Origin of the sequence: Baekduia soli, assembly GCF_007970665.1 — a bacterium.
Classification (GTDB): Bacteria; Actinomycetota; Thermoleophilia; order Solirubrobacterales; family Solirubrobacteraceae; genus Baekduia; species Baekduia soli.
In genome coordinates, this window is sequence record NZ_CP042430.1 from 1130828 (window position 1) to 1144692 (window position 13865).

Consider the following 13865-nt stretch of genomic DNA (forward strand, 5'->3'; position numbering starts at 1 on the left):
TACCGTCGCCCGCGCGCGCTCTGTTAGCGTCGGCGCGCCCATGGCGACCGCGACGAGTCCTGACCGACCGCACGGCTGGCCGGCGCTGGCGGAGATGGGGTTCCGGTTCACCGGCGAGCACGACCGCTTCCGCCGGGAGCTGCGCTCCTGGCTGGGCGAGCACGTGCCGCGCGAGCCCCCGCCGGCCGACCCCGACGAGCGCTTCGCCTGGGGTCGGGCCTGGCAGCGCGAGCTGGCCGAGGCGGGCTGGGCGGGCATCGCCTGGCCCGAGGCCTACGGCGGCCGCGGCGCCGACGCGCTGCAGCAGTTCATCTACTACGAGGAGCTCGCGTGGGCCGGGGCGCCCGAGCTCGTCAACACCCCGGGCCTGCTGCTCGCCGGGCCGACGCTCATGGTCCACGGCACCGAGGAGCTCAAGCGGCGCCTGCTGCCGCGGATCCTCACCGCCCAGGACATCTGGTGCCAGGGCTTCTCCGAGCCCGGCTCGGGCTCCGACCTGGCCTCCGTCAAGACCCGCGCGGTCGACGACGGCGCCGGGTCCTGGGTCATCGACGGCGAGAAGGTGTGGACCACGCACGCCCACTGGGCGCGGTACTGCTTCGTGCTGGCCCGGACCGCGGACCCCGCCGGCGAGCGCCGCTACGACGGGCTGTCGCTCATCATCTGCGAGCTCGCCCAGCCCGGCGTCGTCATCACGCGCCTGCCCCAGCCGACCGGGGACCCGGAGTTCGCCCAGGTGTTCTTCGCCGGGGCGACGGCCCCCTGGACGCGCTCATCGGCGACGCGCACGACGGCTGGGCGGTGTCGATGACGATGCTCGACTTCGAGCGCTCCGACCAGGGCTTCACCGACCACTCGCGGCTCGTCGCCCGCCTGGACGCCATCCGCCGCCACGTCCGGGAGGCTGACGCGGCCGGGGTCCTGGCGCCGGGGGCGCGCGCCGAGCTGCGGCCGCGCTTCGTCGAGCTCTGGGGCCGCTGCCAGGCCCTCGGCCAGTTCAACCTCGGCCGGGCGCTGGCGCTGGACCGCGGCGAGCAGATCAGCCACTGGGGCTCCTACCTCAAGCTCCTGTGGAGCGAGCTGCTGCAGGACGTCACCGCGTTCGGCCTCGACGTCGTCGGCGCCGGCTGTGCCGGTCACCGCGACTGGGCCCACGACTACCTCGCCGCCCGTGCCGCCACGATCTACTCCGGGACCTCGGAGATCCAGCGCAACGTCATCGGCGAGCGCATCCTCGGGCTCCCGCGCTGACCATGACCGTCCGTCCGATCACCCGCGACCTGCAGCTCCCGCTCAGCTGGGAGGAGACCGTCCTGCGCGAGGAGGCCGAGCGCTGGCTGGCCCGCCAGCCGCCGACCGCGCGCGCCCGCGCGGCGATGGAGCGCGACGATCCGTTCGACCCGGCGGTCTGGGCCGAGCTGGCCGAGATGGGATGGCTCGGGCTGCTCGTCCCCGAGGCGGCGGGCGGCGCCGGCGGGTCCGTGCTGGACGCCGCGCTGCTCATGGAGGCGATGGGCGCCGCGCTGCTGCCCGACCCCTACCTCTCCACGGCGGTCCTCGGCGCCGTGGCCCTGCGTGCGACCCAGCCCGACCCGTTGGCGGCGCTGGCGGCGGGCACGCTGCGCGTCGCGGTCTCGCTGGGCGAGGGCCCGGTCGTCACGCGCGACGGTGGTGCGCCGCGCGCGACCGGCAGCGCCGCCGGCGTCGTGGGTGCCGTCGGCGCCGACCTGCTCGTGCTCGCCGCGGCCGACGAGCACGGCGACGCGCTCCTGGTCACCGCGGGGCCGGCGGCCGGTGGGGTGGCCCGCCTCGTCGCCGAGGCCGCGCTGGACCCCGCCCGCCCGGCGTCCACCGTCGTGCTCGACGGGCCCGTCGAGCTGCTGGCCGCCGGCGACGAGGCGCGGGCCGTCGTCGAGGAGGTCGTCACCGTCGGCGCGATCGCGATCGCCGCCGAGCTCACCGGCGGCGCGGCGCACTGTCTGGCCGAGACCGTCGCCTACGCGGGCACGCGGACGCAGTTCGGCCGGCCCATCGGGGCCTACCAGGCGGTCAAGCACCGCTGCGTCGACCTCCTCCTGGAGGTCGAGGCCGCGCGCGCCGCGGTCCGCCAGGCCGCGCGGCTGGCCGACGCCGGCGCGCCGGACGCCCCGGTCCTGGCCCGGGCGGCGCTGCTGCAGGCCTCCACGGCGGGGATCGCGGCCGGGGAGGCTGCGATCCAGCTGCACGGCGGCGCCGGCTTCACGTGGGAGCACGACGCGCACCTGTACCTGCGGCGCGCGCGGGCGGCCGCGCGGATGCTCGGCGCGGGCTGGCGGTACCGCCAGTCGATCGCCCTGGCGCTCGGCCTGTGAGCGGCTAGGCTCGCGCGGGTTCCGCGAGCCGAGGAGACGCATGCGCTACGCCGTCGTCGTACCGAACTGGGCGCCGTTCACCCAGGACGTGATGATCCAGATCGCCGTCGAGGCCGAGGCGCTGGGCTACGACCACGTCTTCTACACCGACCACATCATGAACCCCTACGCCGAGAAGCAGGGGCTCGAGGAGACCACGGTCGAGAGCTGGTCGCTCATCAGCCACGTGGCGGCGAAGACCTCGACGATCCGCCTGGGGACGGCCGTCACGCCGATCTCCCTGCGCCCGCCGGCGCTGCTGGCCAAGCAGATCGCGACGATCGACAACCTCTCGGGCGGTCGCATCGACGTCGGCGTCGGGGTCGGCTGGTCCGAGGGCTCCTACGGCGTGCTGGACACCGAGTTCGGCACGCAGGAGTCGCGGATCGCGCGCATGCGCGAGGGCGTGGACCTCATGCTGAGGCTGTGGACCGAGGACCGCGTGGACTTCGACGGCCAGTACTACAAGGCCCACGACGCCGTCGTCGCCCCCAAGCCCGTGCAGCAGCCCCACCCGCCGCTGTGGGTCGGCGGCTGGAAGGAGCCCGCGCGCTCGGCGGTCTCCGAGGTCGGCCAGGGCTGGATCCCGTGGAACCTCTATCCCGACCGCTACGCCGCCAACCGCGCCCTCATCGAGGAGGCGGCGCAGGCGCTCGGCCGGGCCGACCAGATCACCTACGGCACCGCCGTGCTCGTGCTGCCCGACCGGATGCGCGACGACCCCGACATCGCGATGGCCCACGGCAAGCCGCCGCCCCACATCACCGCCTCGACGATGGCGCCGACCGTGCAGGAGTACGCCGGCGCCGGCGCCGACCTGTTCGCCGTGTTCCCGTTCCCGGCGTCCGACGCGCTGGACGTCGTGCGCCAGTTCGCGGCGCAGATGCTCTGACGCCCGGGCCATGGTGCTGGAGACCGCGACCCACGGGCGGGCGCTGCTCGTCACCCTCAACCGCCCGCAGCAGCGCAACGCGCTCAGCGCCGAGCTGCTGGCCGCGCTGCACGCGACGCTGCGCGCGGCCGACGCCGACGACGCGGTCGACGTCGTGGTCGTCACGGGCGCCGACCCCGCGTTCTGCGGCGGCGTGGACACCGGCGAGCTCGCGCGCACCGGCGTGATGCCGGAGTACACGTCGCCGCTGCCGGTCATCGGCAAGCCGCTGATCGGCGCGGTCAACGGCGCGGCGGTCACCGGGGGCCTGGAGCTCGCGATGATGTGCGACCTGCTCGTGGCCTCCGAGCGGGCGCGCTTCGCCGACACCCACGCGCGGCTCGGGTTCCTCCCGGGCTGGGGCCAGAGCGCGCGGCTGCCGCGTGCGGTCGGCGACCGGCGGGCGGCCGAGATGCTGCTCACGGGCCGCTTCGTCGAGGCCCCCGAGGCGCTGGCCATCGGCCTGGTCAACGCGGTGGTGCCCCACGACGAGCTCCTGGACCGCGCGCTGGCGATGGCGGCCGCCATCTCGGACTGCGGGCAGGCGGCCGTCCGCGCCACGGTGGCGCTGATGCGCGAGGGCGCCGGGCTCCCGCTGGCCGAGGCGCTGGCGCTGGAGCGCACGGCCGCGCTGCGCTTCCAGGGCGAGGGTCTGGACACCTCGCGCCTGCCCGGCGGCTAGGGCCGGACGCCGACCAGCACCGCGAAGCGCACGTCCTGCATGAGGCAGTCGGCGTCGAAGCCGGCCGCCCGCATCCAGGCCAGCTGGTCGCCGACCGGCGCGCAGTCGTCGTGGGCCATCCGCTCCAGCGCCCGGCCCCACTCCTGCTCCGTGAGCCCCAGCGCGCGCGAGGTCGCCTCGTGCCAGGCGCGGTAGTGGGCCTCGAAGCGCGGCGTGGGCCCCGCGACCTGCTCGGCGTTGACGAACACGCCGCCGGGCGCCAGCGCGGCGTGCACGCGCGCGAACAGGTCCTGCTTGGCGGCGTCGTCGAGGTGGTGGATGGCCAGGGCCGAGACGACCGCGTCGAACGTCCCGGCCGGCAGCGGCGCCCGCAGGTCGCCGGCGTGCAGGACCACGTCCGGGCCCAGCCGCTCGCGGGCCTGCTCGAGCATCGCGGGGGCGCCGTCGAGCAGGTGCAGCTCGGCGCCCGGGTGCGCGGCGGCGACGAAGCCCGCGAGCAGGCCCGTGCCGGCGCCGAGGTCCAGGACGCGGCGCGGCGGCGCGGGCAGCAGGTCCAGCGCCGCGACGGCGGTGGCGTAGAACGCGTCGAAGGACGGGATGAGCTTGCGGCGGGGGCCGTCGTAGCCGGCGGCGTGGGCCTCGAACGTGGGCGCGGCGGACGGGCTGTCGCACATGACGTACAACCGTATGCGATAACGGACGATCTGTCGACCGCCCGGGAGCCTGCGGGCGTACCCTCCAGGTGCATGCCCATCGAACCCACGCACACCGCGCTCGGCACCTGGTCCGGCGGTCACTTCATGCACTTCGGCGCCCCCATCGAGGAGGCGCGCCTGCTCGACCTCCTGCGCCCCGATGAGCGGATCCCCACGGTCATCACGGCCGACGCCTACGGCGCCGGCGCCGCCGACGCGCTGCTCGGTCGCTCGCTCGCCGGGCTGGACCGCGACGCCTATTGCCTCGTCGGCGCCGTCGGGCACGACTTCTACGACGGCGAGCGCGAGGGGGCCAAGGGCTTCCCGCGCTTCACCGACCCGCGCCTGCGCGGCCCCGGCGAGTACGGCGCCTACCTGCGCATGGCCGCCGAGCGCAGCCTCCAGCGCCTGGGCGCCGACGCGTTCGACGTGCTGCTGCTGCACAACCCCGACCGCACGGGCTACACGCACGACGCGGTCTGGGAGGGCATGGCCGCCCTGCGCGACGCGGGCCTCACCCGCCGCCTGGGCATCGCTCCCGGCCCCGCCAACGGCTTCACGCTGGACGTCATCGACTGCTTCGAGCGCCACGGCGCCCTCATCGACTGGGCGATGGTCATCCTCAACCCGTTCGAGCCCTGGCCCGGCGAGCTCGTCCTGCCGGCCGCCGAGGCCCACGACGTGCAGGTCATCACCCGCGTCACCGACTACGGCGGGATCTTCCACGACGACCTGCGTCCCGGCCTGCCGCTGGCACCGCGCGACCACCGCGCGTTCCGCCCCGCCGGCTGGATCGAGGCCGGCACGGAGCGCCTGGAGCGCCTGCGCCCGATCGCCGAGCGCCACGGCCTCTCCACGTTGCAGCTCGCGGCCCAGTGGAACCTCGCCCATCCGGCGGTGGCGTGCGTCGTGCCGACGCTCATCCAGGAGGCCTGGGACGGCGCCAAGCCCGTCGAGGCCCAGCGCGAGGACCTCGCGGCCACGCCCACCGAGGTCGTGCTGAGCCCCGAGGAGGTCGCGGAGATCCGCGCCATCGGCGACAACACGCGCTGCATGGCGCTCAAGGGCGGCGTGCCCGACCACGAGGGCGCGGCGGTCGCCGACCGCTGGACCCTGGACGCCGAGCTCGAGGCGGTCGGCGCGCGCTGGGACATCGCGCCGGGCGCCCTGCAGCCCGCCTGAGCCCCCGGGGGCGAGGCTCCGCCGCTCAGCCGAAGAACACCGCGGCGTCGGCGAAGAACTTGTCGTCGAGCGTCTTGGGCTCCCCGAGCGCCTCGGAGATCGGCACCTGCACGATGTCGGTGCCGTGCAGCGCGACCATCACGCCCGAGCTCCCGGCGGTCACGGCCTCGGCGGCCGCCACCCCGAAGCGCGTGGCCAGCACGCGGTCGAACGCCGTCGGCGTGCCGCCGCGCTGCACGTGGCCGAGGATCGTCATCCGGGTCTCGTAGCCAGTGCGCTCCTCGATCTCGCGCTCGAGCGTCACCGCGATGCCGCCCAGGCGCTCGTGGCCGAACGCGTCGATCTGGCCGGCCCCCGCCGTCGACAGCGAGCCCTCCTTCAGCGTGGCCCCCTCCGAGACGACCACGATCGAGAACGTGTGCCCGAGCGCGTGGCGGCGGCGCAGGTGCCCGCAGACCTCCTCGATGCCGAACGGCCGCTCGGGGACGAGGATCACGTCGCCGCCGCCGGCCATGCCCGCGTGGGCGGCGATGAACCCGGCGTGGCGGCCCATGACCTCGAGCACCATGACGCGGTTGTGCGACTCGGCGGTGGTGTGCAGCCGGTCGATCGCGTCGGTGGCGATCTGCACCGCGGTCTGGAACCCGAACGTGTAGTCGGTGCCCTTGAGGTCGTTGTCGATCGTCTTGGGCACGCCGACGACCGGGATGCCGGCCTCGGCCAGGCGCGCGGCCACGCCGAGCGTGTCCTCGCCGCCGATCGGGACCAGGACGTCGACGCCGTGGCGCTCCAGGCCCGCTCGCACGCCGTCGATCCCCGGACCGCCCTCCGAGAACGGGTTCGTGCGCGAGCTGCCCAGGATCGTGCCGCCACGGGGCAGGATCCCGTTCGTGCTGGCCTGCGTGAGCTCGCGCCCCTCCGCCGCCAGCACGCCGGCCCATCCGTAGTGGTAGCCGAAGACCGTGTGCCCATCCATCAGGCCCTTGCGCACCACCGCCCGGATGACCGCGTTGAGTCCGGGGCAGTCCCCGCCGCCCGTGAGCATCCCGATGCGCGCCATGGCCACGATCCTAGGCCCGGTGTCCAGCGCCGGTGGCGCGTAACTTCCCCGCGCCTGGTGCGTTCGAGCGGCACATGCACCACCGACTCAGGAGACGGCAAGGGATGAGATCGTTGCGATGGGGAGCGGCGCTGACCGTGGTCGCGGGCGCGCTGGCGGCGCTTCCGGGCGGGGCCTCCGCCAACGTGCAGGTCGGGTCCTCGGGCTGGCTCTGGGGCAACCCCCTGCCCCAGGGCAACACCCTGCGCGCCATGACGTTCGCCGGCACGACCGGCTTCGCGGTCGGCGACTTCGGCACCCTGCTCAAGACCGCCGACGGCGGCGCCTCCTGGAGCGGTCTGCCCGCCGGCACGTTCTCCAACCTCAGCGAGGTCCAGGCGCTGGACGCCAACACGGTGGTCGCCGGCGGCGGCTGCGTGGCGCGGCTGTCGACCGACGGCGGTGCGACGTTCTCGCGCATCGCCTTCACCCCCGTCGAGTCCGACTGCCCCGCGGACTCCAACCTCGCCGCGATGTGGTTCACGTCGGCCACCCACGGCTACGTCGTCGAGGCCAAGGGCCTCGTCTTCGAGACGACCGACGGCGGCTCGCGCTTCACCGCGCGAACGGCGCTGCCCGGCACCCGGACCGTCGGCGGCGGCGCGGCCCCGACCGACATCGTCTTCGTCAGCGACACGGCCGGCTTCGCGACCACCTCGGACGGCAACATCTACGGCACGGTCGACTCGGGCGTCAACTGGCGCTCGGTGTCCAACACCAACCGCTCGGTCAACGCCATCGTCTTCGTGAGCCCGTCGACGGGCTACGCGGTCGGCGACCAGTCCCTGCTGCTCAAGACGACCGACGGCGGCGCGACCTGGAACGCCAAGGCGGTCGGCGGCCCCGGCCCGCAGAACCTCACGTCGATCCGCTGCGCGACGGACAAGCTCTGCGTCGTGACGACGTCGACGGGCACGTCGGTCGGCGTGACCACCGACGGCGCCGAGACGCCGCTGACGTTCTCCTCGCCGTCGACGGACCCGATCCACGCCGCGGCCTTCGCGACCCCGACGCGCCTGGCGGCCGTCGGCGAGCAGGGCTCGACCGTCGTCTCCGACGACGCCGGCGTGACCTACCACGGCGTCGGCGGCCGGCTCATCGGCAGCTTCACCCGCGTGCGCGCCGGGCGCGTACCGGGCTCGGCGTTCGCCCCGGGCCCGGACGGCACGCTGGGCCGGACGATCGACGGCGGCAAGACCTGGACGCGCGGCAACGTGACGACCTCCCAGGACGTCCGCGACGTCTCGTTCCCGACGAACACCGACGGCTACGCCCTGGACGTGGCCGGTGGCCTGTTCACCACCAACGACGGCGGAGGCAGCTGGGCGACGCTGAACACGGGATCCACCGCGCGGCCCAACGCGGTCTACGCGCCCGACGCGAAGACCGTCATGGTCATCGGGCCCACCGGCGTGCGGCGCTCGGTCGATGCCGGGGGCTCCTTCGACAACGTCAAGGGCGCCGTCGCCCGCGCGCCGTTGGCCGAGGTCGACCGCGCGGGCACGGCGGTCGTGGTCTATGGGCCGCAGGACCTGCTGCGCTCGACCGATGCGGGCAAGACGTGGGCGGCGCTGCGCAAGCCGGGCCGCTACGTCCGGCGCGGCAGGAAGCTGGTCAACCGCCTCGGGATCCGCGGCGCAGACTTCGCCGACGCCACGCACGGGTTCATGCTCGACACGAACGGGCGGCTGTACCGGACGGCCAACGGCGGGAAGTCCTGGCAGGAGCTGCCGGGGGTCGGGACCGACCAGGCCACCAGCATGTCGTTCTCCTCGGCCCGTCGCGGGTATCTGGTCATCAACCGCTTCGGTGACGTGCGCCGGCCCACGGGCTTCCTGCTGCGCACCGACGACGGCGGGACGACGTGGCACCCGCAGTTCGTGGTCTCCACGCCGATCGCGCAGGGCGGGGTGGCCGCCGGCGCGGGCACCGACTACCTGCTCGGGGGCGCCCAGTCGCTGCTCTACAGCACCGCGGGCGGCGACTCGGGCAGCGCGAGCGACCTGACGATCACGGCCCCCAAGGCGCGCTACACCAAGCCCGCCCACATCGTGGTCACCGGCAAGCTCAAGCCGGCCCAGGGCAATGAGCGCGTCACGGTCTCGTGGCGCCGTCCGGGCTCGACCCGCTGGCACGCCCAGACGGTGACCGTCAGCGCCAACGGGTCGTTCACCTCGAGCTGGAACCTGGCGAAGGGCACGAATCTGTTCGTCGCCCAGTGGCAGGGCGACTTCCGCTCGCACGGCGATGGCTCCAAGGTGCTGACCGTCAAGGTCGGCAAGGCCACCAGGAAGTAGGCGCCGCGGTCAGGCGGCGAGCACCGGCGCCGAGCCGGTGCCCGCCGCCGGCGCGGCGGCCCGTAGCCGGACGGGCAGCCCGTCGCGCGGGCCGATCGTCGGGCTCTGGCGCACGCGCAGCACGTACCCGGGCTCGAGGTCCAGGCGGAAGCGCCCGAGGATGCGGCGGGCGATGATGCCGATCTCGGCCTGCCCGAAGCGCATGCCGATGCACGTGCGCGAGCCGCCGCCGAACGGGACGTAGGCCCCCTTGGGCAGCCGCTCGCGGGCCTCGGGCGCGAAGCGCTGCGGCCGGAACGCGGCGGGCTCGTCCCACACGTCGGGCAGGTGGTGGCTGGCCCACGAGCTGTACTCGACGGGCACGCCGCCGGGGACCGTGACGCCGTGCAGCTCGAACGTCTGCACGGAGCGCCGCGGCCCGATCCACGCCGGCGGGTACATGCGCAGCGTCTCCTCCACGGCGAGGTCGAGGTCGAAGCCCGGCGCCTCGGCGAGCTCGGGGTGGCGGGCCAGCTCGTGGAAGAGGAAGGCGATCGTCGAGGTCGTGGTGTCGTGGCCCGCGAACAGCAGCGTCATGACCTCGTCGCGGATGTTGCGGTCGGTGAGCTCCACGCCGTCGCCGTCCTGGGCGTCGAGCAGCAGGGAGAGCAGGTCCTCGCCGCGCCGGCCGGTGCGCCGGCGGCGCGCGATCTCGCCGTAGACGATCTCGTCCAGCCGCGAGCGGGCCTGCAGCATGCGGCTCCACGGCGAGCCCGGGCCGCGGAGGATCTGCAGGACGTAGTCCTTGGACCAGTAGCCCAGGGCGGTCTCGAACTCGTGCGCGGCGTCGATGCGGCCGCGGTGGTGCTCGGGGTCGATGCCGAACAGCGCGCGCATCGCGATGCGCAGCGCCAGGTCGCGCGTCCAGGCGTACAGGTCCAGGCGCTGCCCGTCCTGCCAGGTCTCCAGGGCGGCGTCGACCTCCTGCACCATGAGCTCCTGCATCGCCACGATGCGCTCGCGGTGGAACATGGGCAGCATCGCCATGCGCGAGGCGCGATGGAACGGCCCGTCGATCGTGAGCAGGCCGTCGCCGAGGAACGGCATGAGGTCGCCCATGTGGCCGTCGCGCCAGGTGAAGTTGCGCGCGTGGGAGACCAGCATGTAGTGGTTGGCCTCGGGCCCGAGCATGAACACCACGTTGCTGTGGAAGATCCGCAGCGTGAAGACCGGGCCGTAGCGCTCGTAGGCGTCGAGCAGGAGGCCGAGCGGGTCGCGGGTGAAGCGCATCGTCCGCGCCATGGAGAACCGCGTGTCGCCGGCCGGGAACGGCACCTCGGCCGCGCGCTCGCGGCGCACGTCGTGCAGCATCTTGCCGACGGGGTTGGTGTACGCCGGCGGGGGCGGGGCGGCGACGACGGGCGGCATCGCCGGGGAGCGTAGCGCCCGACTGGCCGGCCAGCCAGTTTCCGCCGACGCCGAGGCCGGCCGAACGACGGGCCCGCCGGCGGGCTGCCATAATGACCGTCCCGATCCGCTCGGGGGCGTAGCTCAGTTGGTTAGAGCGCCGGCCTGTCACGCCGGAGGTCGCGGGTTCGAGTCCCGTCGCTCCCGCTTCACGGAGTGCCTGCACGCGTGCGGGTCCGGGTCGACCGCGGCCACGGACCCGTGTGACTTCTGGCCCGGTCGTGGTCCAGACGCCTCGACGACAGCGCGATCGCCGGGCCGCCGGAGCTCGCTCGAGCCGGCGAGCTGGCGCCCTCGGCCGTCGAGTTCCGTCAGCGGGTAGTGCAGAGAGCCCAGCGCGGGACAACCTCGTGCGGGAAACCACGGGACACTGTGGTAGAGAGCGCGGACGACGTACGCCCGCGTCGTCCGTACCGTCCTGGCCATGAAACGCGCCGACGCGGTCTTGGACGGAGCAGCGTCGTGAGCCCCGCCGGAGCGCTGCGCATCCTGATCGCCGACGACGAGCCCGATCTGCGCCGTTCGCTGGAACGCTCGTTCATGCTCGAAGGACACGAGGTCGTCGCGGTGGCCGACGGCCGCGCCGCAATCGACCGCGCCAGCACCGAGCGCTTCGACATCGCGCTGCTCGACGTGGCGCTCGGCTCGAGCCCGGACGGCTACGAGGTGTGCCGCACGCTGCGCAGCCGTCGCAACTTCGTCCCGATCATCATGCTCACGGCCCTCGACTCCGAGGCCGACACTGTGCTCGGGCTGGAGGCCGGCGCCGACGACTACGTGGCCAAACCCGTCGGGTTGGCCGAGCTGCGCAGCCGCATCCGCGCGGTCCTGCGGCGCGCCGGCCCCCGCACGCTGGGCGAGGAGGTCCTGTCGTTCGGCCCACTGACGCTCGACCGCCAGCAGCATGAGCTCCGCCTCGATGGGCGCCCGGTCCGGCTGACCTTCGCCCAGTTCCAAGTGCTCGACGCGCTGATATCGGCGCCGGGCCGGCTGTTCAGCCGTGAGGAGCTCCTGCGGGCGATCTGGGGCGACAGCGCCTATCGGGACCCGCGGGCGATCGATGTGCACATCCGCCACCTGCGCGAGAAGATCGAGGAGCGCCCCGAGGAGCCGAGTCTCATCGTCACCGTCCGCGGCGCCGGCTACCGCCTCGGGCCCTCGTAGGCGCATGCGGCTAAGCATCCCGCTAGGCCTGCGTCCCCGCCTCGTGGGAGGCCTGCTGCTGACCAGCGCGGCGACGCTGCTGGCCGCAGCGCTGTTCCTCCTGCCGCCCCTCGAGCAGCGTCTGCGCACCGATCAGCTGGCGTCGCTGACCACCACCGCGCAGACGGCGCGCACGTCGTTCGTCGAGATCGATCGAGCGGGGGCGCGCCCGGGATCCCCATCGCTGCGGCGGATCGTGGAGGCTCTGGAGCGGCGCGCGGGCGCACGGGCTCTGGTCGTCGCCGGCAGCGGTCGGGTGCTCGCCGACAGCAGTCCCGGGCCGTCCGTCCTCGCGCCCGCCCTCGACGCCGTGCGCAGCGCGCGCACCGTGCGCCGCGTCACGTCGTCGCCGGACGGATCGGTGGCCGAGGTCGCCACGCCGGTGACGATCGCCGACCTCAGGTGCGCGTTGGTGTTGGTCCAACCCGTCCAGACCGCGCAGAGCGCGGCCGGCGTCGTGCGCCGCGCCTTCACGATCGCCGCGCTGATCGGCCTGGCGGCCGCGCTGCTGGTCGGCATGGGAATCGCCTCGACGCTCTCGAGGCGGCTGCGCGGCCTGCACGACGCGGTCGGACGCGTCGGTGCGGGCGGCCTTGAGCAGGACATGCCCCACGACGATGCCCGCGACGAGGTGGGCGCCCTGACACGCGCGTTCGCGGCGATGCAGGGCCGCGTGCGCCGCCAGGAGGAGGCGCGCCGCGCCTTCGTGGCCACCGCCTCGCACGAACTGCGCACGCCGATCGCCTCGCTGGCCACGGTGCTCGAGTTGACCGAGGACGACCTGCGACAGGAGCCTCCACGCCTCGCCGAGGCGGTGGACGGGGTGGTCCGGGCGCGGCGGCAGTCCGAGCGCCTCGCCGCTCTCGCCCGCGACCTGCTGGACCTGTCGCGCCTCGACGCCGACGTGGCGCTGCGGCGCGAGCCTGTCGATGTGGCGGAGTCGTGCCGAGCGGTCCTCTCCGAGTTCGCAGAGCGCGCGCGGGAGCGGCGGCTCGCATTGGGTCTGGAGGCGACGGCTCCGGCGGCGATGCAGGAACGCGGCCATGCGCTGGCCGACCCTGTCGGCGTGGCCCGCATCGTGCGGACACTCGTGGAGAACGCGCTGCGCTACACGCCGGAAGGAGGCTCGGTGAACATGGAGATCGCGTCTCGCGGCCACGAGGTCGTGGTGTCGGTGACCGATTCCGGGCCCGGCGTTCGACCCGAGGAGCGCGAGACGATCTTCGAGCGCTTCCAGCGCGGCAGCGCGGGTCAGGGAGCGGCAGGCTTCGGTCTGGGGCTGGCGATCGGGCGCGAGCTCGCCCGGCGCATGGGCGGGGATCTGCGCGTGACCGACGGGCCGGGTGGCGGCGCGCGCTTCGAGCTGGCGTTGCCCGTCGGTCCGCAACCGCCGGTCGGCGCCGCGTCTGTGGACCTTGCGCGGACGGCCTGAGCCGGGGCGCGTCCCCTGACGATGTCGGGGCCCGCACCGGCGGGCCCCGACATCGGTGTCAGTGCTTCGTGGCCGTGCCCTTCGTCTTGGGCGCGGTCTTGTGCGTGGTGGCGGCCGACGTACCCCGGACCTCGGCGTGGTTGCGCAGCTCCTTGCGCTGGACGGCGCGGGACTCGTTGCGATCCTCGCGCGGGAAGCCGGGGCCACGCCGCTCACGCGCCGTCATCGCGCGCGCCTCCCGCTCCTCGGTGCGCGCCTTGGTGGCCGTGCCCCGCGAGCTTCCGGTGCTCTTGGTCTTCGGGGCGGTCACCTTGGTCGCCGCCGTGTGATGGCCGGAGGCGGCGCCGGCCACACCGACGCCGGTTCCCGCCAGAAGGGCCGTGATGACGCCGATGGCTGCCACCGACCGACCGATTCCCCTCATGATGTACTCCTTTCGCTCATCAGCCGAGGCTGCGTGGGTTGTTGTGGTGAGCATGCGCCGCGGGGTGTTGCGCCACGTTGCGCT

Annotated in this window: 13 protein-coding genes and 1 tRNA gene; 10 read left to right on the plus strand and 4 right to left on the minus strand. The window is 74.3% G+C overall.

Annotation, left to right across the window (positions count from 1 at the left end; genetic code table 11):
• The first annotated feature begins 40 nt into the window (after positions 1 to 40).
• Genes FSW04_RS05280 through FSW04_RS05300 form a run of 5 tightly spaced genes read left to right on the plus strand, consistent with a single transcriptional unit; the run spans position 41 to position 4003 of the window.
• Entirely contained in the window at positions 41 to 811 is a 771-nt protein-coding gene (locus FSW04_RS05280) for an acyl-CoA dehydrogenase family protein (RefSeq protein ID WP_187369266.1), read from the plus strand.
• A complete protein-coding gene (locus FSW04_RS05285; protein WP_146916998.1) occupies positions 808 to 1251 on the plus strand; it encodes an acyl-CoA dehydrogenase family protein in 444 nt (147 codons plus the stop codon). The genes FSW04_RS05280 and FSW04_RS05285 overlap by 4 nt, the downstream gene beginning before the upstream one ends.
• 2 nt (positions 1252 to 1253) lie before the next feature.
• The gene (locus FSW04_RS05290; protein ID WP_146917000.1) at positions 1254 to 2351 is read left to right on the plus strand and encodes an acyl-CoA dehydrogenase family protein; all 1098 of its coding nucleotides are present in this window, start codon (positions 1254 to 1256) and stop codon (positions 2349 to 2351) included.
• A gap of 40 nt (positions 2352 to 2391) precedes the next feature.
• Positions 2392 to 3282: an LLM class flavin-dependent oxidoreductase gene (locus FSW04_RS05295; RefSeq protein WP_146917002.1), complete on the plus strand. Its 891-nt coding sequence runs from the start codon at positions 2392 to 2394 to the stop codon at positions 3280 to 3282.
• A 10-nt stretch (positions 3283 to 3292) separates the two neighbouring features.
• Positions 3293 to 4003 (plus strand): enoyl-CoA hydratase, encoded by a 711-nt coding sequence (locus tag FSW04_RS05300; protein ID WP_146917004.1) that lies wholly within the window; start codon positions 3293 to 3295, stop codon positions 4001 to 4003.
• Here the strand turns inward: FSW04_RS05300 and FSW04_RS05305 are convergent.
• Positions 4000 to 4677, minus strand: a complete 678-nt coding sequence (locus FSW04_RS05305) for a class I SAM-dependent methyltransferase (RefSeq protein WP_146917006.1) — start codon at positions 4675 to 4677, stop codon at positions 4000 to 4002. The two genes, FSW04_RS05300 and FSW04_RS05305, sit on opposite strands and share 4 nt — an antisense overlap.
• Before the next feature lie 72 nt (positions 4678 to 4749).
• On the opposite strand from FSW04_RS05305, the gene FSW04_RS05310 reads away from it, so the two are divergent.
• Positions 4750 to 5880: an aldo/keto reductase gene (locus FSW04_RS05310; RefSeq protein ID WP_146917009.1), complete on the plus strand. Its 1131-nt coding sequence runs from the start codon at positions 4750 to 4752 to the stop codon at positions 5878 to 5880.
• A gap of 25 nt (positions 5881 to 5905) precedes the next feature.
• Here the strand turns inward: FSW04_RS05310 and FSW04_RS05315 are convergent, their stop codons facing one another.
• Positions 5906 to 6940 carry a 6-phosphofructokinase gene (locus FSW04_RS05315; RefSeq protein WP_146917011.1) on the minus strand — a complete coding sequence of 345 codons (1035 nt, stop codon included), beginning with the start codon at positions 6938 to 6940 and terminating at the stop codon, positions 5906 to 5908.
• A gap of 104 nt (positions 6941 to 7044) precedes the next feature.
• On the opposite strand from FSW04_RS05315, the gene FSW04_RS05320 reads away from it, so the two are divergent.
• Positions 7045 to 9276 carry a WD40/YVTN/BNR-like repeat-containing protein gene (locus FSW04_RS05320; RefSeq protein WP_187369267.1) on the plus strand — a complete coding sequence of 744 codons (2232 nt, stop codon included), beginning with the start codon at positions 7045 to 7047 and terminating at the stop codon, positions 9274 to 9276.
• 9 nt (positions 9277 to 9285) lie between these two features.
• Here FSW04_RS05320 and FSW04_RS05325 read toward each other — a convergent pair whose 3' ends face one another.
• Positions 9286 to 10683, minus strand: a complete 1398-nt coding sequence (locus FSW04_RS05325) for a cytochrome P450 (protein ID WP_146917016.1) — start codon at positions 10681 to 10683, stop codon at positions 9286 to 9288.
• A 112-nt stretch (positions 10684 to 10795) separates the two neighbouring features.
• On the opposite strand from FSW04_RS05325, the gene FSW04_RS05330 reads away from it, so the two are divergent.
• The 3 genes from FSW04_RS05330 (at position 10796) to FSW04_RS05340 (ending at position 13357) form a co-directional block, all read left to right on the plus strand.
• Positions 10796 to 10869: transfer RNA gene (locus tag FSW04_RS05330), tRNA-Asp, on the plus strand.
• 315 nt (positions 10870 to 11184) lie between these two features.
• On the plus strand, positions 11185 to 11886 hold the full coding sequence (locus tag FSW04_RS05335; RefSeq protein WP_228430913.1) for a response regulator transcription factor: 702 nt from the start codon (positions 11185 to 11187) through the stop codon (positions 11884 to 11886).
• Positions 11887 to 12307: 421 nt separating this feature from the next.
• Positions 12308 to 13357 (plus strand): HAMP domain-containing sensor histidine kinase, encoded by a 1050-nt coding sequence (locus FSW04_RS05340; protein ID WP_187369268.1) that lies wholly within the window; start codon positions 12308 to 12310, stop codon positions 13355 to 13357.
• A gap of 58 nt (positions 13358 to 13415) precedes the next feature.
• Here the strand turns inward: FSW04_RS05340 and FSW04_RS05345 are convergent, their stop codons facing one another.
• On the minus strand, positions 13416 to 13760 hold the full coding sequence (locus tag FSW04_RS05345; RefSeq protein ID WP_146917020.1) for a hypothetical protein: 345 nt from the start codon (positions 13758 to 13760) through the stop codon (positions 13416 to 13418).
• Between the last annotated feature and the right edge of the window lie 105 nt (positions 13761 to 13865).

What these genes read in the sequence shown, in the direction of transcription:
- FSW04_RS05280 (WP_187369266.1), top strand. Translation starts at nt 41, where the DNA reads ATGGCGACCGCGACGAGTCCTGACCGACCGCACGGCTGGCCGGCGCTG.
- FSW04_RS05285 (WP_146916998.1), top strand. Translation starts at nt 808, where the DNA reads ATGACGATGCTCGACTTCGAGCGCTCCGACCAGGGCTTCACCGACCAC.
- FSW04_RS05290 (WP_146917000.1), top strand. Translation starts at nt 1,254, where the DNA reads ATGACCGTCCGTCCGATCACCCGCGACCTGCAGCTCCCGCTCAGCTGG.
- FSW04_RS05295 (WP_146917002.1), top strand. Translation starts at nt 2,392, where the DNA reads ATGCGCTACGCCGTCGTCGTACCGAACTGGGCGCCGTTCACCCAGGAC.
- FSW04_RS05300 (WP_146917004.1), top strand. Translation starts at nt 3,293, where the DNA reads ATGGTGCTGGAGACCGCGACCCACGGGCGGGCGCTGCTCGTCACCCTC.
- FSW04_RS05305 (WP_146917006.1), bottom strand. Translation starts at nt 4,677, where the DNA reads ATGTGCGACAGCCCGTCCGCCGCGCCCACGTTCGAGGCCCACGCCGCC.
- FSW04_RS05310 (WP_146917009.1), top strand. Translation starts at nt 4,750, where the DNA reads ATGCCCATCGAACCCACGCACACCGCGCTCGGCACCTGGTCCGGCGGT.
- FSW04_RS05315 (WP_146917011.1), bottom strand. Translation starts at nt 6,940, where the DNA reads ATGGCGCGCATCGGGATGCTCACGGGCGGCGGGGACTGCCCCGGACTC.
- FSW04_RS05320 (WP_187369267.1), top strand. Translation starts at nt 7,045, where the DNA reads ATGAGATCGTTGCGATGGGGAGCGGCGCTGACCGTGGTCGCGGGCGCG.
- FSW04_RS05325 (WP_146917016.1), bottom strand. Translation starts at nt 10,683, where the DNA reads ATGCCGCCCGTCGTCGCCGCCCCGCCCCCGCCGGCGTACACCAACCCC.